Annotated in this window: 22 protein-coding genes; 15 read left to right on the forward strand and 7 right to left on the reverse strand. The window is 63.5% G+C overall.

Going from position 1 to position 20,976, the window contains the following annotated elements; translation table 11 throughout:
* Window positions 1-192, forward strand: a 192-nt coding sequence (locus AC1DKV_RS05165; RefSeq protein WP_477137504.1) for an ArsR/SmtB family transcription factor, incomplete at its 5' end; no start/stop codon positions are given.
* Window positions 193-695: 503 nt separating this feature from the next.
* Window positions 696-1,772, forward strand: a complete 1,077-nt coding sequence (locus AC1DKV_RS05170; protein ID WP_441613829.1) for a GlxA family transcriptional regulator — start codon at window positions 696-698, stop codon at window positions 1,770-1,772.
* A gap of 43 nt (window positions 1,773-1,815) precedes the next feature.
* On the opposite strand, the gene AC1DKV_RS05175 is transcribed toward AC1DKV_RS05170, so the two are convergent.
* From AC1DKV_RS05175 to mug, 3 genes are all read right to left on the reverse strand, one after another.
* The gene (locus AC1DKV_RS05175; RefSeq protein WP_441649748.1) at window positions 1,816-2,811 is read right to left on the reverse strand and encodes an SLAC1 anion channel family protein; all 996 of its coding nucleotides are present in this window, start codon (window positions 2,809-2,811) and stop codon (window positions 1,816-1,818) included.
* Window positions 2,812-3,026: 215 nt separating this feature from the next.
* Window positions 3,027-3,605 (reverse strand): hypothetical protein, encoded by a 579-nt coding sequence (locus tag AC1DKV_RS05180; protein ID WP_441649749.1) that lies wholly within the window; start codon window positions 3,603-3,605, stop codon window positions 3,027-3,029.
* Between the two features lie 72 nt (window positions 3,606-3,677).
* Window positions 3,678-4,220 carry a G/U mismatch-specific DNA glycosylase gene (gene mug / locus AC1DKV_RS05185; RefSeq protein ID WP_441613832.1) on the reverse strand — a complete coding sequence of 181 codons (543 nt, stop codon included), beginning with the start codon at window positions 4,218-4,220 and terminating at the stop codon, window positions 3,678-3,680.
* Between the two features lie 743 nt (window positions 4,221-4,963).
* Between mug and AC1DKV_RS05190 the strand changes: the two genes are divergently transcribed.
* Complete coding sequence (locus tag AC1DKV_RS05190; protein WP_441649750.1) at window positions 4,964-6,613, forward strand: methyl-accepting chemotaxis protein; 1,650 nt, start codon at window positions 4,964-4,966, stop codon at window positions 6,611-6,613.
* A 39-nt stretch (window positions 6,614-6,652) separates the two neighbouring features.
* On the opposite strand, the gene AC1DKV_RS05195 is transcribed toward AC1DKV_RS05190, so the two are convergent.
* Window positions 6,653-8,104: a heavy metal sensor histidine kinase gene (locus AC1DKV_RS05195; protein ID WP_441649751.1), complete on the reverse strand. Its 1,452-nt coding sequence runs from the start codon at window positions 8,102-8,104 to the stop codon at window positions 6,653-6,655.
* Window positions 8,104-8,778, reverse strand: a complete 675-nt coding sequence (locus AC1DKV_RS05200; RefSeq protein WP_441613835.1) for a heavy metal response regulator transcription factor — start codon at window positions 8,776-8,778, stop codon at window positions 8,104-8,106. The genes AC1DKV_RS05195 and AC1DKV_RS05200 overlap by 1 nt, the downstream gene beginning before the upstream one ends.
* Before the next feature lie 849 nt (window positions 8,779-9,627).
* On the opposite strand from AC1DKV_RS05200, the gene AC1DKV_RS05205 reads away from it, so the two are divergent.
* The 3 genes from AC1DKV_RS05205 (at window position 9,628) to AC1DKV_RS05215 (ending at window position 13,479) form a co-directional block, all read left to right on the forward strand.
* A complete protein-coding gene (locus AC1DKV_RS05205) occupies window positions 9,628-10,425 on the forward strand; it encodes a transcriptional regulator (protein WP_441649752.1) in 798 nt (265 codons plus the stop codon).
* A gap of 701 nt (window positions 10,426-11,126) precedes the next feature.
* Window positions 11,127-12,398 carry an MFS transporter gene (locus AC1DKV_RS05210; RefSeq protein ID WP_441649753.1) on the forward strand — a complete coding sequence of 424 codons (1,272 nt, stop codon included), beginning with the start codon at window positions 11,127-11,129 and terminating at the stop codon, window positions 12,396-12,398.
* A 424-nt stretch (window positions 12,399-12,822) separates the two neighbouring features.
* A complete protein-coding gene (locus AC1DKV_RS05215) occupies window positions 12,823-13,479 on the forward strand; it encodes an LLM class oxidoreductase (RefSeq protein WP_441649754.1) in 657 nt (218 codons plus the stop codon).
* A gap of 179 nt (window positions 13,480-13,658) precedes the next feature.
* Here the strand turns inward: AC1DKV_RS05215 and AC1DKV_RS05220 are convergent, their stop codons facing one another.
* A complete protein-coding gene (locus AC1DKV_RS05220; protein ID WP_441649755.1) occupies window positions 13,659-14,120 on the reverse strand; it encodes a MarR family winged helix-turn-helix transcriptional regulator in 462 nt (153 codons plus the stop codon).
* A 201-nt stretch (window positions 14,121-14,321) separates the two neighbouring features.
* Here AC1DKV_RS05220 and AC1DKV_RS05225 point away from each other — a divergent pair, with 201 nt between their 5' ends.
* The 7 genes from AC1DKV_RS05225 to AC1DKV_RS05255 all read left to right on the forward strand — a co-directional run bounded on the left by AC1DKV_RS05225 (window position 14,322) and on the right by AC1DKV_RS05255 (window position 19,038).
* Window positions 14,322-14,597 carry a BufA1 family periplasmic bufferin-type metallophore gene (locus AC1DKV_RS05225; RefSeq protein ID WP_441613841.1) on the forward strand — a complete coding sequence of 92 codons (276 nt, stop codon included), beginning with the start codon at window positions 14,322-14,324 and terminating at the stop codon, window positions 14,595-14,597.
* 20 nt (window positions 14,598-14,617) lie between these two features.
* Window positions 14,618-15,100 (forward strand): DoxX family protein, encoded by a 483-nt coding sequence (locus AC1DKV_RS05230; protein WP_441613842.1) that lies wholly within the window; start codon window positions 14,618-14,620, stop codon window positions 15,098-15,100.
* A 73-nt stretch (window positions 15,101-15,173) separates the two neighbouring features.
* Window positions 15,174-15,935 (forward strand): alpha/beta hydrolase, encoded by a 762-nt coding sequence (locus AC1DKV_RS05235; RefSeq protein WP_441613843.1) that lies wholly within the window; start codon window positions 15,174-15,176, stop codon window positions 15,933-15,935.
* Window positions 15,936-16,016: 81 nt separating this feature from the next.
* The gene (bufA2, locus tag AC1DKV_RS05240; protein WP_441613844.1) at window positions 16,017-16,286 is read left to right on the forward strand and encodes a BufA2 family periplasmic bufferin-type metallophore; all 270 of its coding nucleotides are present in this window, start codon (window positions 16,017-16,019) and stop codon (window positions 16,284-16,286) included.
* Window positions 16,287-16,360: 74 nt separating this feature from the next.
* On the forward strand, window positions 16,361-17,212 hold the full coding sequence (gene bufB / locus AC1DKV_RS05245) for an MNIO family bufferin maturase (RefSeq protein ID WP_441649756.1): 852 nt from the start codon (window positions 16,361-16,363) through the stop codon (window positions 17,210-17,212).
* Window positions 17,209-17,961, forward strand: a complete 753-nt coding sequence (locus AC1DKV_RS05250) for an HvfC/BufC family peptide modification chaperone (RefSeq protein WP_441649757.1) — start codon at window positions 17,209-17,211, stop codon at window positions 17,959-17,961. Before bufB ends, AC1DKV_RS05250 begins: the two co-directional genes overlap by 4 nt.
* Before the next feature lie 51 nt (window positions 17,962-18,012).
* On the forward strand, window positions 18,013-19,038 hold the full coding sequence (locus AC1DKV_RS05255; protein ID WP_441649809.1) for an alpha/beta fold hydrolase: 1,026 nt from the start codon (window positions 18,013-18,015) through the stop codon (window positions 19,036-19,038).
* Window positions 19,039-19,041: 3 nt separating this feature from the next.
* On the opposite strand, the gene AC1DKV_RS05260 is transcribed toward AC1DKV_RS05255, so the two are convergent.
* Entirely contained in the window at window positions 19,042-19,437 is a 396-nt protein-coding gene (locus tag AC1DKV_RS05260; protein ID WP_441613847.1) for a nuclear transport factor 2 family protein, read from the reverse strand.
* 230 nt (window positions 19,438-19,667) lie between these two features.
* On the opposite strand from AC1DKV_RS05260, the gene AC1DKV_RS05265 reads away from it, so the two are divergent.
* Window positions 19,668-19,874 carry a hypothetical protein gene (locus AC1DKV_RS05265; RefSeq protein ID WP_441649758.1) on the forward strand — a complete coding sequence of 69 codons (207 nt, stop codon included), beginning with the start codon at window positions 19,668-19,670 and terminating at the stop codon, window positions 19,872-19,874.
* A 37-nt stretch (window positions 19,875-19,911) separates the two neighbouring features.
* The gene (locus AC1DKV_RS05270; RefSeq protein ID WP_441649810.1) at window positions 19,912-20,799 is read left to right on the forward strand and encodes a LysR family transcriptional regulator; all 888 of its coding nucleotides are present in this window, start codon (window positions 19,912-19,914) and stop codon (window positions 20,797-20,799) included.
* Window positions 20,800-20,976 lie beyond the last annotated feature (177 nt).

A 20,976-nucleotide genomic window follows, 5' to 3' on the forward strand; every position in this document is an offset into this window, starting at 1 on the left:
CTTGGTCATGGCGTGCCGTCGACTGTGATTCACGCGCGTAGTGGCCTGTCGCAGTCGACCGTATCGGCGCATGTCGCAACGTTGGTCGAGGCCGGCCTTCTTGTTCAGACCCGGGTGGGGCAGTGGATCCTCCTCTCTCGGAATGAAGAAGTGATACGCGCCTTTGCCAGGCAGATCAGCTTGCATCTGTAGGCGCCGGCCTTGTCGATCGGAGGGGCGGACGTACTGCCCTCGCGAGTCACCGGGCCTTGTTCATAGGCGACCGGTAGGAGCGTTTGCCCGTCTTCCTGAGCGAAGCCGTATTGCAATCGCATCTGTTCAGCCTCATCTACCTGTAACTGTGCGTCGGCGGCTGCAGGCTCCGACCGGAATGGCGAGAATGAACGGAGCGGTCATACGACCCCGTTGACTGCCGGGATTCCGGTGTCCAGATCGACGTGGGCCTGCTTGTATGTAAATACGCTTTTCAATGACAATTAATCCGGTCCAGTCACGGCCCCAGGGGGCACGCCGTCGGACGAACATCTGATATTCTGAGCAAACTTGCATAGATTCGAGCGCGTCGGCGGCCATGCATTCCATAGTGCACTTGGCAAAGCCACCGGTTGGTTGACTTTGTTCGAACAACCCTTACAGCAGCGCCCAGGATGGCGTAGCCGTTACGCCGGTATAGAAGTGAACGAACAGATCCATTGATGAAACTCGCTGTTGTCGTGTTTGATGGAGTACAAGCGCTAGACATTGCTGGCCCGATGGATGTATTCGCGGAGGCCAACGCACTATTGCCACCCCATAAGCGGTACGAGATTTCATTGGTGGGCGTGCGCCCCGATAGCGTCACCTGTTCGAACGGCATGGAAATTAGTGTGCCGGTGGACTATCGCAACTATTCCGACGATTGCGATCTCCTGTTGGTGGCAGGGGGGCCGCGTGCTCCGGAGATGCGTCCCGACCCGGATTTCCTGTCGTGGCTTCACGATAAAGCGCTGACCACGCAGCGGTTCGGAGCGGTTTGCAACGGCGTATTTCTGCTTGCGCACGCCGGGCTCCTTGATGGACGGGAAGTCACTACGCATTGGTCCGAGACCAAGCGACTCCAGGAGCATTTTCCGCGTGCCTTCGTGCGGCCAGACAAGATCTTTGTCCGTGACGGCAGCTTGTTCACGTGTGGTGGCGTCACCGCCGGCATCGACCTGTGCCTCGCATTGGTCGCCGAAGACCTGGGTCACGCGCTCGCGGTGAAGGTTGCGAAGCGCCTGATTGTCTATATTCGCCGGGACGGCGGACAATCTCAGTACAGTCCATACCTCGCTGTCGGCCCGGAGGAAGACTCCATCGTCAGCAAGGCGCTGCGGTACGTCAACGACCATATCGCAGATGCCTTCTCGATCGAGGAATTGGCGGACGCGGTAGGCGTGAGCCGGCGCACGTTCAGCCGCACCTTTGCGAAGCACGCCAAGGTTGCCCCTTCTGTCTTTGTCGAGCAGGTACGCGTCGACTTCGCCAGGAAGTTGCTCGAGCAGACGGATGTGCCTCTCAAGACGATTGCGTTCAGGAGTGGATTCCATAGCTCCACGCACATGCGGATGATCTTTTCGCGACGCCTCGACATCACACCCAAGCAGTATCGCCAGCGCTTCCAGGAGAACGAGGGTGGGTCAGGCGATATTGCGGACCAAAGCAGCCACAACAAGCATCCGCTGCCGGGCAAGCTGCGTCGGGACGATATTCGGATCACGTCATCGCGCGAAGTTGCTATCGCTAAACGCTGAATTGCGCGGCCCCGCTTCCTGAACCTCGTCTGCCATAGCCGGATCATCCGCCGGATAGCAAGTCACCGCTGAACACAATCCGCATGGTCCGCACGAAGAGCACGACGATCACCACGGACAAGAACGCGAGCAGAAGAATCGCCAGCACGGTAATCGGCCAGACACGAACCGTGTCCGCGTATTTCAATGCGGCGCTCGTCAATGCCGCAACCGGAAAGCTGACGCCCCACCAGCCCGCGGCAAACGGAATGCTCCGACGGAACACCTTGAAGACCAAGGTAAAGAAAAGGAACAATCCGAAATAGAACAGGACCGCCGCGAACACATCAACTCTTTGCGTGAAATTCGTGTAGGCCAGGAACCCCACTTCGAACGGAGCGATGAGGATCATGAGCGAGGGAATCATGCCGCTCGCCAACTTCTCATGATGAATCAGCCGGGACACAATCATGGTGAAGAACACAAGAGCAAGAATGGTCCCGACGGCCAGGGAGAAGATATTGAACTCGTGCGCCCACGGCATGGACATCGTTCCCCCCGCCACGGCGATATCGAGCGTCGCGACGCCGGGGATCAGCCACGCCGGCAGTGCATGCCCGGAATCGATCTTTCCGCGGAAAAGCCGGCTGACAATAGTGAACGCGAGGGCGATGGTGCCGATGGCGCCAATGGTCCAGACGACTTCCGCCGTTGCCTGACTGGCCTGGCCGATGATCGAAGAGATCAGCAAGACCGCGATAGGCACCGTACCGAAGAAGTTTCCGGCAATTGGATGCCGAAACTCATGCATCACGGCATCCGGATACTTTGCGATCTTCACCGCGTACGAGACTGCCAGAATCAGAAACGCGATCACCGCCAAGAGTCCGATCACACCAGAGATGATCGGGCTGACGCCATACTGATTGGCGGCCAGTCGCCAGGCAAGCGAAAGCCCGGAAATACCCATGACCGAGGCAAAGAGATTCACCGGAAGATGCTTCACCGACATCTCACGTTTCTCAATTGCGTGCTTGGCGGGTGGTTGTAAAGCCTGCATCGATTCTCCTCAGTAAATGGCCGTACCACGGAATCGCAGCGACGTAGCGATTTGGGGAGTATAAGTTCGGATGCAGAGCGGAGTTCCTCCCGCGCAAGGCTGTTTGGGGCCAAATTATTCTAGTTTCTGGCCACCATGAACCACGGAAGTAAGCCAGGCACATCGGCCCGATCGGCGTGGATGCTCAGGCCTTCCGTGACGGGGTGGTACGAATGTCATGCAAATCGAAGCGAGGTCAGTGTCTCGATGTCAGCACGCGTTGCGCCGGCCATGGCTTCGACGAATGTCACGCCTTCGCCGGTGACATCGATGACAACCGAGTCGGAGATGATTCTGTAGGGGACACCATCGTTCTCGCCGTCCATCAGGGAACCGGCCATGTCCTTGATCCCGCGAGCCGATCCAAGCAGGAGTACAACCCGCTTGGCCCCGCTGCCGATCGCCCAGCGGGCAATCGCAACACCATCTCCATGCTTGCCGCTTGCGTCGATGATCGCCATGTCCATGGACGGGCTGGTCATTTCGGCGAATGAATCGGTGGAGTGATATACCTCCCTCTGCCGGGCATCGCCGTGCCGTTGCCGACTGCCAGCGATGAAGCCCGCATCCATGAAATCGTCCGTCGGATACGACATCATGCCTGGCACGCCGTCATGAACATGCAACCAGACTTCGGTATCCGTCGGAACCCGACTTGCTACCGCCGCCGGCAAACCGGGGCCCAGGTAGACAAATTCTCCATCCTTGAGATGCGTTGCTGCGCGCTCAAGCATCTGCTCGGTCGTCCATACCATCTTGCACTACCTCCTGTTCATCTTGAACTGCCGCTGTTTGCCGGACACCGCAAGGAAATCCTCATCGCCGGCCTAACTCTCCGCGGCGAGGCGGAACTCGCCGTAGGCGTCAACCAGGTCGGCGAGACTGAAGCCACGGTTTCGGCCGCTTGGGTTCGGCAATACCCATACCTTCGAACTGCTTATTGGCTGCCGCTGTGGCCCCCAACTGACCACCCGCTGCCCGGTCATGGCCGCATAGGCGGCCTTACCCAGGAATGCGATATAGGCCGGACTGAAGCGTTCGAGCTTCGCTGCCAGCTGCGGCGAACCACCGACATACTCCTCGTGCGAGAGTTCGCTCGCACTGGCTGTTGGGCGGCTCACCGCGGTTGCCAGACCGTATCCATACGAAAGCAACAGATGACAATCCGCGGGCCTGAGCTCGCGGTCGGTGAACCCTGCGAGATGGATCGCCTGCCAGAAGCGGTTCCCGTGGCCGGCAAAGTGAAAGCCGGTCATCGCTGCCTGCAACCCGGGATTCAATCCGCAGAACACGCCCGAAAGCCCCGGCCTCATCATGTCCTGCAGGGGCCCGGAAGGTTCTTGCGCCGGGACCAGGTGGGGATGCGTCATTTCTCTGTCCTTCGCCCTCGCCGCGGGCAACCTGAACATGCAGGAATCCGACTGGCCTTCCCGCCCGCCGCATCGGCGACAGGGCGCGGCGGGTTTTTCAACTATAGAGAAGGCCCGTAGCCCGGGGCGTTGAAGATAGGCCAGAAGCTGGCCATAGTTTGTCGCTTGTCGGCCATTGGGGTTTCTCGCTCACATGGCCTCCCGGCCTGGGACGGCGCCCGGCGACTGGCTCATAGCCGCTGCTGCGCGACATGTCTAGTCCTACTAAGGTTGGGGGAAATTCGTTTCGGCTTGCGTCGATATCCCATACAGACACGGCCGCCCCGATCTTCTGCTGTCTTTTTCCCCGCGGCAACAAGCTTCCGACGGGCGGCTTCCAAACGCGCCGATGGAGAGCATCCGGGGCAGTTTGCAGAAGTGAAGCGGTGCACCACCACCGGTACGCAACGCGCACCCGGCCACTGCTTCCATTCGAAGGTATATCGAGATCCTCTACAAGCGGCGGCGGCAAGCGAAACTCGAATGCCGAACCACGGGGGAAGTCGCCGCTAAATACCGTAGCCAGCAGGTTGCGGCATATATCGGGCATGAATCGGATCGCGCATATATCGGCTGTGTCGGGAAGGAGACGCCCGCCATGCGGATTCCTGCGGGACGTCTGGCCGTGAATTTAACAGCATCGTCTCCCGGCCAAAGGTCGAGAGACGGTCCGAATTGCCGATACCGTATTTCAAGAAGCAACCATGAACGAAAATCGAAAACTCACCCTCAATCAACGGCTCTGGATCCCTTTCGGGCTGATATGGCTGGCGATGATTGGCATCGTTACTTACGAGGCATCAGTCACTCGCGCGGAGCAGTTTGCCGGTCGTCAGCGCGAAATGCAGAGCATTGCTGAAGCCGCGGCCAGCATTCTCGTGGCAATCGAGAAACAGGCCGCGAGCGGTAGCATGTCGATGGAGGAAGCCCGGAAGCAGGCGAAGGAGAGGCTTAGGCCAATCCGCTTCGGTGTGGATGGCTATGTTTCGATTACGGACTTTTCCGGTCGGTCGATCATGCATCCGTTCAAGCCGGAGAACGAGGGCCAGGACATGAGCGGGCTAAAGGACCCGACCGGCAAGGCCATCTACGTCGAGATTGCCAAGGTTGCCCGCGACCAGGGCGGCGGCTTCGTGAGCTATATGTGGGCCAAGCCGGGAGCAAGCGAGCCGGTGCGTAAGCTCAGCTACGTAAAGCCGTTCAATGCATGGAAGTGGACTGTCACTACAGGCGCCTACATAGACGATATCGAGGCGACTTTTCGCGAGGAGCTTCTTCACTCCATCGTGCTGCTGGTCTTCCTGGGGGGCGCCGCGACCTTGCTTGCCGGTTGGCTATTGCGTAGCGTTCACCGTGAGCTGGGCGGAGAGCCGGCCTATGCCGCCTCGATAACGAGCAGCATTGCGGCTGGTGACTTCACCCGCCACGTAGCGCTTCGCGGGAACGACACCTCCAGCTTGCTCTACGCCATGCAACGCATGCAGGGCAAGCTCGCCGGCACGGTGGCGCAGATTCGTGAGTCGGTGGACTCGGTAGCTACTGCGACCGCCGAAATTGCCGCGGGCAATGCCGATTTGTCCTCGCGTACCGAGCAGCAGGCCGCCTCGCTCGAGGAGACGGCCGCGAGCATGGAAGAACTGACCACCACCGTCCAGCACAATGCGCAGAGCGCTCGCCAGGCGAGCGGGCTGGCAAACAATGCGTCAGAGATCGCGAACCAGGGCGGCGAGGCAGTAGGTGCGGTGGTCAGCACCATGGCACAGATTGCCGAGAGCTCGGGTCAGATCGCCGACATTATCGGTGTAATCGAAAGCATCGCCTTCCAGACCAACATTCTCGCGCTCAACGCTGCGGTCGAGGCGGCGAGGGCCGGGGAACAGGGCCGCGGCTTTGCCGTCGTAGCAGAGGAAGTGCGCAGCCTTGCCCGGCGTTCGGCGACCGCCGCCAAGGAAATCCGCACCCTGATCGGCACTTCCGTCGAGCGCGTCCGGAGCGGATCCGAACTTGTCACACGAGCTGGCTCGACCATGACGGAGATCACGCAATCGATCCGTCGCGTCACTGACATCATGGGTGAGATTGCCGCGGCATCGGAGGAGCAGCGCAGCGGCATCGAACAGGTCAATCGGGCGGTGACACAGATGGACCAGGTCACGCAGCAGAATGCGGCGCTGGTGGAGGAGGCTTCCGCGGCGGCACATTCGCTCGAAGAACAGGCGGCCACGTTGCGGCATGCGGTTTCGGCGTTCCGTATTGCGGAGCAAGCGGACGCTGCCACATTCCCGCGGCAGGCTGATTCCGCATATGCAAGCCATGCGTCCAGTGCGCCAACCCTGAATCGATCGATGCGATAAAGCATCGTCGCCACGAAGGCGGATCATGGTTCGATCGCCTCAGGTACGGTGTTGAGCCGATGCGGAATCCGCCGTGCCTGCCGGGAAGAACAGCCTGAATGCCGTTGTCCCCCCGACTTTGGACTCCACCTCGACGCGCCCGTGATGCAAGTCCATGATGGACTTCACGATGGCCAGACCGATGCCTGCCGACTCTCCCGAGTTGGCGCGGGCCGGATCGCCACGGAAGAAGCGGTCGAATAGCCTGGGCAGGTGTTCTGGCGTGATGCCGGCGCCGGGGTTGCGTACTTCAATGCTGCCGCCTGCCGGCCCCGAGCGCGCCGTCATCACCACCGTCTGCCCGGGGGGTGTGTAGCGGATGGCATTGGCCACCAGGTTGCTGACAGCGCGCCGCAGCAGCAGAGGATCTGCCTGCACCGCGCCACTGCCATCCACCGCGATCGCCACGCCGCGCGCCTCGGCCAGTCCTTCGAAGTAATCGGACAGCGCGCCAAGCTCGCGCGCCAGGTCCAGCCGCGCGGGCTTGACGGCCACGCGGGCGTTCTCCGCCCGCGCGAGAAACAGCATGTTCTCGATCATGCGGGCCAGCCGCTCGTACTCTTCGATATTGGACGCCAGCAGGGCCTGGTATTCGTCGGCGCTGCGTTCGCTCGCCAGTGCGACCTGGCTCTGTCCCAGCAGGTTGCCGATGGGCGTGCGGAAGTCATGCGCAAGATCGGCGGAGAACTGGGAAAGCCGCTCGAAGCCGTCGCGCAGCCGGTCCATCATCTGCTGCAGGGCCGTGGCCAGTTCCTCCAGTTCGGGCGGCAACTGGGCCGGGTCTACCGGCAACTCCAGCCGCCGCACCGTGACCGACGAGGCGCCGGCAGCGATGCGCCGCAGCGGCGCCATGCCGGTGCGCAGCGCCAGATAGCCAAGCGCGGCCACCGCCAGCGTGCCGAGCAGACCGGCCAGCAGCAGCTTGGCGCGGTAGGCGTACAGCATCGTGCTGCGTGCAATGGCGGTCTGGTAGAGCGTGAAGGTCAGCGCTGGCTGTGCTGCGGCGGTTCCGGTACCAGCACCCGCATCCGCGCCCGGCCGTACGAGTGCTCTCACGCCGTGCGCGGGATAGCCTTGCTGCGTGGTCCAGCTGCGTATCGACCCGGGGCCGATCGGCGCATCGGGAGCAAGCGGCGCCAAGGCGGGCGGTGCGTCCGTCCCGGTATTGGCGGCCACCAGCACCCTGCCGTCGGCGCCGTGCACGAGCAGTGTGAATTCGTCGTTGCCGGACACCACGCTGCCGACCTCCTTCCACTCGGCAGCGGCCTGGGTGCTTCGCTCCGCCAGTTCATTGCGCACGCGCGCCGCCTTGCGCAGCAACTCCGCGTCGTCGCGCTCGATCACTTGCGTGGCCAGCGCGCGATAGAGGTAGGCGCCAACGCCGCCGAACACGAGCGCGGCGACCAGGCCAAAGGCGAGCGCCAGGCGGGAGGTGAGCGAAAGCCTGCGCATCAGGACTGCCGGCGCTCCAGCACATAGCCCATGCCGCGCACGGTATGGATCAGCTTGGGCTGGAAATCGTCGTCCATCTTGGCGCGCAGGCGGCGCACGGCCACATCCACCACGTTGGTATCGCTGTCGAAGTTCATATCCCAGACATGGGAAGCGATCTGGGTGCGGCTGAGCACCTCGCTGTGCCGGCGTGCGAGGAAATGCAGCAGGGAGAACTCGCGCGGGGTGAGTTCGATGCGCTGTCCGGCACGCGTGACGCGGTGGCGGATCAGGTCGATCTCGAGGTCTTCGATCTCGATGCGGTCAGCCTCGCGCACCGGGCCGCGCCGCAGCAGCGTGCGCACGCGCGCCAGCAACTCGACGAAGGCGAAGGGCTTGGCGAGATAATCGTCGCCGCCGAGCTCCAGGCCGCGCACGCGATCCTCCACCTCGTCGCGCGCCGTCAGGAACAGCACCGGCGTGTCCTTGCGCTCGCGTAGCTGCTTGAGCACTTCCCAGCCGTTCATGCCCGGCAGCATCACGTCCAGGATGACCAGGTCGTAGCTGACTTCCAGGGCCTGGTGCAGGCCGTCGGTGCCGGTCACGGCCAGGTCGACCACGAAGGCAGACTCGGTGAGTCCCTTGCGCAGGTATTCGCCGGTCTTGGGCTCGTCCTCCACCACCAGAAGTCTCATGCTCGTCCTCGTCTAGCCAATGCCGGCAGGCGTGCAAACGGCGCCTGCATGCCCGGATGATAGTCGCTGGCGAGATAGCCCTGAATGACAAATCTGTAATCGATTCGAAAGCATCCTCCGCCCCGGGCGACACCGGATCCAGGCCGTTGAACGGCTCACGGCAGCCGGCGCGCCTTTGGTCCGGGGGAACGGCGGATGTGGATCACCAGGCTCGCGCCGGGCCATGGCAGTCCGCGGATGGGATGAAAACAGATTCCCCCATCAGGGGGGACAAGAACCTGTGAACTTCTGAAATTCGTCTATTTCTCAGAGATTTTTATGTCAGAAATTAAAACTACAATATATGTATTAAAAATGTCTTGGGTTATAGTTTGCGCGAATCGCCGCATGGTTGTGGCTTCCAGGGCTGTCGCGACCGGATATGCGATTCGCATGGCCGCGACCCGGCCGGGCGCAAAAGGCAATAACTCGCAAGGAGGGGTAGGGCGCCGTCATATATGTCGGTCGTATATGTCAGTCTCATGTGTCAGGCGTATATGTCAGGCGTATATGCCGGTCGTATGTAGTTGGTATTAAATCGGTATCAGGAAAGTACATTCACGTCCTTGGCGGTGTCCAGCACCCATAGCGATCAAGGATCAAGCCGTCCGGAGAAGACAGAACTCGCCGAAGGTACGCCGGGCGCGAGGAGTGCCGTGCAGAGCGGGTTCGAGCCCGCCGCGCGGCATGCACTGGCACGCGCTGCATTCGGGAAATGACCATGGCGGTACGCGAGAGCCGGGAGGCATCTGCGCGGCACGTTTTGGCACGGGTAAATGGGGTCCAAAATCTCAACGGTGAGGGGCATGGATGCAGTACCCAGGGGTATTCACGAGCCAAGAGCTGGACAACTATTTTTCATCCTTCGTCGGCATGGAGGGCGGTAACCCGCGCGCGTCCGTCTGGATCTGCGATCGCAGCCCGCATCCATGGTCCGAGCCGCTGGTGCGGCCGCTGCGGCCACGCACCGAGCCTCCCGCATGGGATGCGGCGTTCCGCCTGCGGCACCGGGATGACATGGAGCGCTGGCTGCATCATCAGCGCATCGCGCGCATCATGGCGGCCGCCCGCGCGCAGGCGCTGGGCGAGCGGCTGGGCGACGATGACTGGAAGCACTATTACCGGGACCGCCTGTACGCGCCCGGCGGCAGCGAGTTCAAGCTGAACCTGTTCCCGTTGCCGGCGCAACTCGACGGCCTGACGCCGTGGTCCAAGGTGTTCCGCGGCCAGTCGGAACTGGTGCCCAAGGACCGCTACCTGAACTTGTGCCGGCAGGGCGGGCGCTTCCGCTTCCTGCAGCAGGCATGCGCGCGCTGGCGGCCCAAGCTGGTGGTCTGCCTCGGCTATCGCCATGCCGAGGACTACCTGCACGCCTTCGGGCTGGAGCACGCGGCCGGCCAGGACCTGCCACTGCAGCCGGCGGACCTGGTGAGGATCCTGCGGGTGTTCGACAAGGACGGCACGACGTGGATCAACTGTCCGGCCCTGGCGGGCAGCGCCGGATTGACCTCCGATGTACTGCTCAACGCATTCGGCCGGCTGTTGGGCACGTGGCTCGCGCCCGCCGACTTCGGCGTGCCGGCCGAGGCGGCCCTGGAGTGCGCCTAGCGCCCTGATCGGTACTGGCATCGAGGCGGTCCGCCGACAAGATGCGGACGCGCCATTCCGTCGGGACATGTGCGCGGCAAGGCGGCCGCCTTGCCGCGCATCGTTCCCCGGCACGCCAGCCAGGGGGCACGGCCCGACCGATTCCCTCTTCCATCCCGCCGGCAAGCCGCACAGGCTCCCGCAATAGCGCCCATCCCCGCCCCGGGCCCCCGCCCCTGATTGCCGGGCGCGGAACGCACTCCTGGCGCCAATCCTCCCAACTTGTCCCGACATGTCCTGGCGGCAGGCCTCGCGCCGGAGCGGCGCCACGCCCGGTTCCCCCGTTTGCCGAATCCGGACGATGACGTCCGGCCGTACTCCGCCCAAGTGCCGAGGTCGCGCGGGTGACGCCGGCTGCGCGGCACGGAACGGAATATCACCCGGGCGGCGCGCTCGCCATATATCGTGAAAAACGAATGTAATTTGCTTTGTATTCTCTTTGAGAGATACTATGCTATGACTATTCACTTTCCTCTCAGAGGGCGGCCGTGATGCATCCGGCAGTGCAATGGGTCAGGCAATGTGGGTCGCTTGCAACTTCGTTGCCCGCGTGCGAACTGGCCAAACGGCTCGCGCGTGAAATGAGCGACGCGTCCGCGGCGTAGCGCGTGTTGCAACACCGAAAGTGACTCCAAGTCAATCTTCAGAACGGCGATGACAATATGAATCCCCCGGAAAACCCACCCACATCGGCGGCGAGACCGCTCGCCAGCACCAGCTACTCAGAGCGCAATGCGCCGTACTGGCGGCGCAATCTCGCCATCTGCGTATTCGGCTCCTTCACCACGCTGGTGAGCCTGAGCATGCTGCTGCCTTTCCTTCCGCTATATGTGCAGCAGCTCGGCGTCGTATCGCCTTCTGCCGTCGTGCAGTGGTCGGGAGTGGCCTTCGGCGCGACCTTTTTCGGTACCGCGATCACCGCGCCGCTCTGGGGGCGTCTCGCCGACCGCTACGGGCGCAAGCCGATGCTGGTGCGCGCAGCGATCGGCATGGCGATCGTGATGTCGCTGATCGGGCTCGCCCACAGCGTCTTCGTGCTCGTCTTGCTGCGCCTGGTCGCGGGCCTGATCGGTGGCTTCGCATCGGCCTCGATTGTCATGATCGGCACCCAGGCGCCGCGCGAGCGTGCCGGCTGGGCGCTCGGCATCCTCTCTACGGGTGCGCTTGCGGGCAATCTGATCGGTCCGCTCGTGGGTGGCTTCCTGCCGGACTGGGTTGGCATCCGTGGCACGTTCTTCGTCGGCGGCGCAATGATCGCGGTGACGGCTCTCCTGGTCATCCTGCTGGTGAAAGAAGATTTTCGCCGCGAGTCCGATGTGAAGAAGCCCTCGGCGTCGGCGGGGCTCTCACCGGCGCCGAACCGCTCTGTCACTGTCACTCTGCTGCTGACCGCAATGATGGTGCTTCTCGCCAATATGTCCATCGAGCCGATCATCACGGTGTATATCGGCAGCCTTGGCGTGCCCACCGACCATCTCGCGCGCGTGGCCGGCATTGTCATGGCGTCCTCCGCGTTAGGCAGCATGCTGACCGCCGCGCGGCTTGGTGCGCTTGCCGATCGCATCGGTGGCTGGAACGTCATCATCGGCTGTCTTCTGGCAACGGGACTGGTCATGGTGCCGCAGGCCTTCGTGACGCAATGGTGGCAACTGGCTATCTTGCGCGGCTTGATGGGAATGACGCTGGCCGGCTTGCTTCCTGCGATTGCCAAGTTGGTGCGGCAATCGGTCGACGAACGGGAATCCGGGAAGATGCTGGGCTATCTGCAATCCGCCCAGTTCACCGGGCAGGTAGTGGGGCCATTGATCGGCGGACAGATCGGCGCGCATGTCGGATTGCATGCGGTGTTCTACGTGACCGGCTTGCTATTGGTTGCGTGTGCCGGCATCAACCAATGGGGCCGGTCTTTCAAGCTGCGGGTCTCCAACGCCTGACAATGCACTGCCGGCGCCTGGCGAGCATCGGGCCCCGCGTTGCACTTCGCGGGGCGATTTGCCGATAGACAGGCAGCATCCCGGTTTCGACGCGAAGCTCCGTGCCCGTGCCTGGCAGCAAGCCGACGATCGCCGGTAGGCATATTGTCCGGCGACGACAGGCCGGCACTGCGCCTCGAACCGCGCGCCTCCAGCACCGGCTGGCGCCTTGCGCCGCACCAGTCAATGGTCCGCCACGCAGCACTTCCTGCCACCGGCAGCGGTGGATCCAATGTCCCGGTTACCGCGATGGAACAACTGAATTGCGGTCGGGGCGGATTATCTTTCCGCGGGAAAAGACAAGAATTCCGGTACCGAGGCGCGCAGCCTCGTCGGCGTGACAGGCACTTGCCGCCCATGAGCCGCGCCCAAACCGGAGTCCATCATGCAAGCAGCACAGTTCTCTCAGCAACCGATCGAGCAGCAGGGCGATATCCCTCACTGGGCCGATGAGCTCCCGGCGGGGACGTGGCTGGAAAGGGCCGCTTTCGAAGAGCTTCCCTATACCTTCGAGCGATTCGCGAATCCTGCGCATTCCGGATACCTCGACACGGTGTGGGGCAGCGCGTATCCGGCCCTGGATAGTGGCTATGGCTACCTCGGCGGCGCGGATGTCATTCCCAAGCCGGTAGCGCGCCGGGTCCCGCTGATTGTCACCGGTCACAGCCAGCAAAGCATCGAATGGATCGCCGAGCATGGAGATGGCTGGATTACCTATCCCCGCAGGCTCGATCTGCAGGCCCAGCTGGTGAAGAACTGGCATGACACGGTGGCGGAAATCGATCCGGCGGCATTCAAGCCCTTTTCCCAGCCTTACCACATCGATCTGGATGCGGACCCCGATCTTGCGCCGGTGCCGATCCATGGCGGGCACAAGCTGGGACGAAAGGCGCTGCTGCGCCACCTGGAGTTCCTCGAGTTCGCCGGCGTGAACCATGTCCTGCTCAACCTCAAGTACGGAAGCCGGCCCGCCGCCGACGTGATGGATGAGCTCGCTACGCACATCGTCCCCCGCTTTCCGGCGCACGAGACGTATCGCTGATGCGTGATTCCACCTGGACCTGACCGCAGTTCAGTGACGGGCGTCATCGCAAATACTCGCTTCTGGCGAATGCGACCTGTCCATGGAACGCACGGGAGGATGAGACGCCGTGGTTCGCGACAGGACTCCGGTCGCGAACCATCGGCGGCAGATGGGCGCCAGTGGCTGACGGGCGCTTGCTAGCCCTTGTCCGGCGTGGCGCTGATGAGATTGTCGCGCAGCGTCGTGACCGCCTTCTGGATATTCCGGAATTCGTCGGGCGCGAGGCCGCAAGCCTCCACGAGGTCCATGCTCAAGCCTGTCTCGCGCAAGCGTCGGCCTGAATCGGTCAGGCTCAGCACAACCTGGCGCTCATCGGCGGCATCGCGTTGCCGGCGGATGTAGCCCATGGCTTCGAGCTTCTTCAGGATCGGTGTCAATGTGTTGGATTCCAGGAAGAGCTTCTCGCCAAGCCCGCTGACGGTCTGGTGGTCCTCTTCCCACAAGGCAATGATGACGATGTATTGCGTATAGGTAAGTCCGAGTGCCTGAAGAATGGGCTTGTAGGCTTTGCCGAAGGCGAGATTGGCCGAATAGATGGCGAAGCAGAGGAAGTCTGCCAGCCTGGGATTGCTGCGCGCGGGTTTGGTCTTGGGTTTCATCGGTGGTTTGTTTGTGTCGCTCTGTATCTGACTGTATCTGGACACATTATATATACATCGTATCCGATCTAATCGGGTTGACTAAATCCGGAAGACCTTCAATAATGCATCGGACGCGATTGAAACGGAACCGACTAAAGTGGCCGGCGCCGTCGAAGCGGTAGTCCCATGCCACCAAACGCCTTTGCCAAGGAGATCACCATGAAAAGCACACACGCCGTCCTTGCGGCCACCCTCGCCATTTCACTCAACGCCCTCGCGGGTGTCGCCCATGCCGCGGAGCCGGCCAAGGCCACGGAGAAGTGTTATGGCGTGTCACTCGCCGGCAAGAACGATTGCGCCGCCGGTGCGGGTACCAGCTGCGCGGGAACGTCCAAGGTCGACTACCAGGGCGATGCCTGGACCCTGGTGGACAAGGGTAGCTGCACGCAGATCAAGACGCCCAAGGGTCACGGTTCGCTGAAGGCGACAAAATGATTTCGCGCGCTGGCCAAAGAATGGCATCACCGGTGGGTCAGAGCGCCCCGGCGGCAAGCGGGACAGTGGGCGCCGCGCTGCAGCGTCTGCTTCCGCCAGCCTTGCTGCTGCTGCTTGCACGAGCCGGCATCGCTTCGGTCTTCTTCCTCTCGGGGCGAACCAAGGTGGACGGCTTCCTGGCGATCAAGGCGACGACCTACAGCCTGTTCGCATCGGAATATGCGTTGCCACTGGTGCCGCCCGAGCTGGCCGCGCAGCTGGCAACATGGTCTGAACACCTGTTCCCGATCCTGCTGGTCCTGGGTTTGCTCACGCGAACGGCGGCCGCCGCGCTGCTGGGCATGACGGCGGTCATCGAGATCTTCGTCTACCCCGACGCATGGCCGACGCACCTCAGCTGGGCGGGCTTGCTCCTGCCGCTGATCGCGCAGGGCGGGGGCGCCTGGTCGCTCGACCACGTCTTGCGACGCGCTCGCCCGCTCTCCCGCGCGCGTGCGGCCTAGCGTCACTGCCCGTTCCAATACCCATTGTTCATTCACGTAAAAAAAGGCAGGCCTGGCCTGCTGGAGAACTTCAATGCGATTCATCCCGACACTCGCCATCGCCCTGGCCGCGGCAATCCCGTCGCTCGCCCCGGCGGCGACGCCGCCCGCGCCTCAGGGTGCGAAAAACATCGTCCTCGTCCACGGCGCCTTCGTCGATGGATCGGGCTGGCGCGTGGTCCACGACATCCTGATCCACAAGGGCTACAAGGTCAGTGTGGTGCAGCTTCCCCACACCACGCTCAGTGAAGACGTCGCTGCCACGCGCGATATCGTCGACGAGCAGGAGGGGCCCGTCGTGCTGGTCGGCCACAGCTACGGCGGCTCGGTCATCACGATCGCCGGCGCGCGCTCGAAGGTGAAGGCCCTGGTCTATGTCGCCGCCCTGGAACCGGACGTCGGCGAAAGCGTGGCCCAGCTCGCGGCATCCATGCCGGCAGCGAGCGCCAGTGTCCGCCCGACCCGCGATGGGCACCTGTTCTTCGATCCCGCCAGGTTCGGCACCGATTTCGCCGGCGACCTGACGTCGAACCGGACCGATTTCATGGCCGCCTCGCAAGTGCCGGTGACGACCGCGGCCTTTGCCGCCGGCGCATGGACGGCAGCATGGCACGACAAGCCCAGCTACGGCATCGTGGCCACGGAAGACCGCGCGCTGAACCCGGACCTCCAGCGCTGGATGTACAAGCGCGCCGGCGCGAAGGTGACCGAGATCAAGGCTAGCCATGCTGTCTACATCTCGCAGCCCGAGGCTGTCGCGCAGGTGATCGAGGAAGCTGCGCGCGACGTCAAGTAAGCGAGCGGGCGGCACGCAGCGCCCCTCCGCATTTCCATCCCGACCAAAACCTTTTTCCTACCCCAACCCCGGAGAAACACCATGAACATCACCAAGAAATCCTGTGCCAGCATCGCCACCGCCGCAGCGCTGGTCGCGCTCGCGTCCTTCTCGATCGCCAGCCCGGCGCATGCCGCCGGCAAGGAGGAGCCCGGCCGCTGCTACGGGGTCAATACCTGCAAGGGAACCAGCCTGTGCGCGACGGCCAAGAACGATTGCAAGGGCCTGAACGATTGCAAGGGCAAGGGCGTCCTGGTGAAGCCCAAGTCGGAATGCCTCAAGGCAGGCGGCACGCTGACCGAGCCGAAGTGATCGCCCGGCCGGCCCGGTACGGGATGTGCCCGCCGGGCCGGCCGCGTCTTACCCACGTCATCTGAGTACGCGCCATGCTCGCTCCAAGTCCGACCTTCCCAGGCTATGGCCTCGGCCTGCGCAAGGAACACTACCGTGAATTCCTCGAAACGGATGTCCCGGTCGATTTCGTCGAGGTCATCTCCGAGAACTTCATGGTCGCCGGGGGCCAGCCCCGGCATATCCTGCGCGAGATACGCGCGCGATATCACGTCGCGATGCACGGCGTCTCCATGTCTGTCGGCTCCGCGGACGGGCTTGACCGCGACTATCTCCTGCGCCTGAAGGCACTGGTCGACGAGATCGAGCCGCTCTACGTATCCGATCACCTGAGCTGGTCGCGCATCGGCCGCTTCAATTCGCATGACTTGCTGCCGGTTCCTTACACGGAGGAAGCACTGGACATCGTCTGCGCCAACATCGGCATGGCGCAGGACGTGCTCGGTCGCGCCATGTTGTTCGAGAATCCGTCCAGCTACCTTGCCTTCCAGGGCGCTGCCATGACCGAGTGGGAATTCCTCGCTGCCATGTGCAAGCGGACCGGCTGCGATCTGCTGCTGGACGTCAACAATGTCTTTGTCAGCGCGTCGAATCATGGATTCGATGCCCACGCCTTCCTCGACGGCATTCCCGCCGGGCGCGTGCGCCAGGTTCACCTTGCCGGGCACAGCCAGGGCCGCGACATGCTGATCGATACCCATGACAGCCCCGTGTGCGAGCCGGTATGGCAACTCTACGCCAGGGCAATGTCGCGTCTCGGGCCCGTCGCGACCATGATCGAGCGGGACGACGACATTCCGCCGCTCTCCGAATTGCTGGGCGAACTAGCGTTCGCACGCGCCATCGGCGCCGGCGAGACAAGTGCCATCGCGCGGGAGGCCGCATGAACCTGGCCGAACTGCAGCGCGATTTCCGCGCGTGGCTGGTGACGGCATCGCCCGATGCGGCACGCCGGCTGGAACCCGGCGGCGAGGCGGGTGTGGCCGTCTACCAGAACAACTACCGCGCCCAGCTCGTGGGCTGCCTCGAATCGTCGTTCCCGCTGGTGCATGAATGGATGGGAGAGGATTTGTTCCTGGCCGCTGCCATCGCCCATATCGACCTTCATCCCCCGCACGCCTGGACGCTCGACGCCTATGCCGACGGCTTTGGCCAGACGCTGGCCGCACAGTATCCGGACAACCCCGATCTCCATGAACTCGCATGGATCGAGCATGCCTTGTCCCAGGCCTTTGTCTCACGCGACGCGGCGCCGCTGGCGATGGCGTCCATGGCGGATGTCGACTGGGACACCGCGCATCTGCGTCTTGCGCCGTCCCTCGCGGTCCGCGTCGCCACGACCAACGCGGAGCGGATCTGGACCGCGCTGAGCGAGGGCGAGTCGCCGCCCGAGGGCGAGATGCTGGCGGCGCCAGCAGGGCTGATCGTCTGGCGTCGGCAATTCACTTGCTACCTGCGCCAGGTCGATGCCATAGAGCGCGACGCACTGATCAGCTTGCAGGCCAGCGGCAGCTTTGCCGCGCTCTGCACCCACCTGGTCGAGCGCCTCGGCGACAGCGAAGGCATCGCCAGGGCTGGCGCGCTGCTCGCCGGCTGGCTCGGCAGCGATCTCATCGCCAGCATTGAAGCGGACTGAGTCGTTCGCTCGCCATCCAACCCTGAGGAATCACACATCGTGTCGAAGAATATCTTGTCCCGCCGGCAGTTCTTGCTGTCGGGCGCTGCCGGCGTCGCGGGCGCCACGCTGCTTGCCGGCAAGCCGGCGCTGGCCGCACCCGCCGCCGCGCGGGGCGCTTCCCTGCGCAGCCTGCCCGTTCGCCAGGTGCGCACGGAGTGGCTTGATATCGGCTATCACGAGGCAGGCCCCGCAGGCGGCCGCCCCGTGGTCCTGCTTCATGGCTTCCCGTATGACATCCACAGCTACGTGGAGGTGGCGCCGATGCTGGCGGCGCGCGGCTATCGCGTGATCGTCCCCCATCTGCGGGGCCATGGCACGACGCGCTTCCTGGACCCCGCCACGCCGCGCGCGGGCCAGCAAGCCGCCATCGGCCAGGACGTAATCGCCCTGATGGACGCGCTGCACATTCCGGAAGCGGTGCTCGCGGGTTACGACTGGGGTGGCCGTGCTGCCTGTGTCGCGGCGGCGCTGCGGCCGTCGCGCTGCGTCGGGCTGGTTTCGGTCAACAGCTATCTTATCCAGGATATCGCCAAGGCGGCCGTGCCATTGCCCGCGCAGGTCGAACGGGGGCTCTGGTACCAGTATTACTTCCAGACCGAACGCGGGCGCGCGGGTCTCGAGGCGAACCGTCGCGATATCGCCCGCATCCTGTGGAAGAACAACTCGCCGACATGGCACTTCGACGAAGCCACGTTCCAGCGGGCGGCCCGGGCTTTCGACAATCCGGACTACGTCGAGGTCGTGATCCACTCCTACCGGCACCGGCTCGGTCTTGCTCCTGGCTATCCGCTATACGACGAAGCGGAGAAAAAGCTCGCGGCGACACCGCCGATCTCCGTGCCGGCCATTACGCTGGACGGCACGGCGGATGGCGTCGTGCCGGCGACCGACGGTCAGGCAACGGCGGCCCGCTTCACGGGCCCGCGCATCCACCGCCAGATTCCCGCGGTTGGCCACAATCTGCCGCAAGAGGCGCCCGACGCGTTCGCGGATGCGGTCAGCGAACTCGTGCGGAGTGGCAAATGGCGTACGTGATCATCAACCTTCTTCGTGGTGCGTGTACAGCTTGTTGGCGATCAGCCAGTTGCCGTCGACCTTCAGCAGCGAAAGGAAGTTGTAGTAGTCGAATCCGAACATCCTGACGCGAACCTTGGCGCTGGCCATGGCGCCGAGCACGTCGATGGAGAGGATCGACATGCGGTATGGCTCGCCTTGCGAGGCCGGGCTTGCTCGTCCTGCTACCGCGGCCAGGTAGGCGGCCACGGTCCTGTGGGTGGCCTCGCCATTCACATGGCCGAACACCGCGGCCGCGGGGTGGAAGGTCGAGCCAAGGCATGTCGCATTGCCGTCGTAGATGGCGTCAAGATACACGTACAGCAGTTTCAGGATAGCCTGGTGATCCCCGTCTATCTCTGGAAAATCGTATTTGCTCATGGTAGTTGCTCCGCTGACCGTTTGCGCAACGGAGCACCGTGCCCGGCAAGCTCATGCCGCGGTATCCGGTGCTTCCGTACTGGATCGCAATGTAGGGGCTTTTGGCCACGCGATAAACCACCACGGGGAAACATCAGTTAGTACATGATGTAATGGCTCCGACGGCGTGGCCCCGCGCGAAGACGCAAGCAGTGCCCGGCGTTCCCGCGAGACCGCAAGGAACAGGGAACATGGAACAAGGCGGCACGGTATTGATTCCGCTTGCGCAACGCCGTTTTTCCACGACATCGGTTGACTATCTCACCCCCGGCGATGAAGACTTGATGCGCGTGCATCCTGAATTGGTGCGAGGCGACCGCGGACTATCCTTCGCCATCGATCGCATGCGTCGGCAAGCCCGGATGTGGCCAGGCCTTCCTGGCAGCGGCGATTCATGAGGCGGCGGCCCGCCGTCCGAATTGGAAAGGTATGAAGATGGATGTGACCGATCTCAGGGTATTCGAAGCCGTCGCCCGCCTCGGCAGCATGAACCAGGCGGCCGCCGAGCTGCACACCGTCCAGTCCAACGTGACGGCACGCATCAGGGCGCTGGAGCGGGAGCTTGGCGTGCCGCTGTTCAGCCGGCATGTGCGCGGCGTGAGCCTCACTCCTGCGGGGCAAAGAATGCTCCCGTATGCCGGGCGCATCGCCAGGCTCGTCGCAGATGCGAGGCTGGCCGCGACTGACGAGGGCGCCCCGGGAGGGGACCTGGTGCTCGGGACGCTCGAGACGACGGCGGCGCTGCGCCTTTCCCCCATTCTCACCAGCTTCGCGCGTATGTACCCGCAGGTGCGGATGTCGCTCACGACCGGCACCAGTTGCAGCCTGGCCACCGATGTCGCCGACTGCAAGCTCGACGGCGCCTTTATCGCCGGCCCGCTCGATCATCCCGATCTGCACGGTGAGGCGATCTTCCATGAGGAACTGGTCGTCGTGACGGCGCGCACCGTTTCCTCGCTCGGCGCCCTGGCGGCCATCCCGAGCCTCAAGACCATCGTCTTCCGGCAGGGATGCTCGTACCGCCAGCGGCTCGACGCACTGCTCGCCGAGATGGGGATCCTGGTAGCGACGCCCCTGGAGTTCGGGTCGCTGGATGCCATCATCGCGTGCGTCGGGGCCGGCATTGGCATCACCCTGCTGCCGAGGAGCGTCGTCGCGGGCGCGGCGCGCCAGGCGCTGGTCGCGCTCCACGAGGTCGCCCCGGAGCACAGGGATGTCGAGACCCTGTTCATTCGCCGGCACGACGCCTATGTCTCCAACGCCATGCGGGCCTTCGTCGAGGTGTCCCGGGGCGAGTTCCAGTCCCTGAAGGCGGCGGCATGAAGACAGCCGCGGCTTAGTGCGTGCCGGCCCGGGCAGAGGACCGGCACGCGCGAGGTGCATTCTGGCTTGTGACGAGCAACTCTCCCGGTGCCGTTGCGGAGTTGCGCCAGCTCGCCCGGGGCGTCGCCATGCGCTGCAAGGCGCATCTTGCCGAGGGCGGAGTCCCGTTGTCCGTGT

It is taken from the genome of Cupriavidus sp. 05T41 (genome assembly GCF_056396525.1).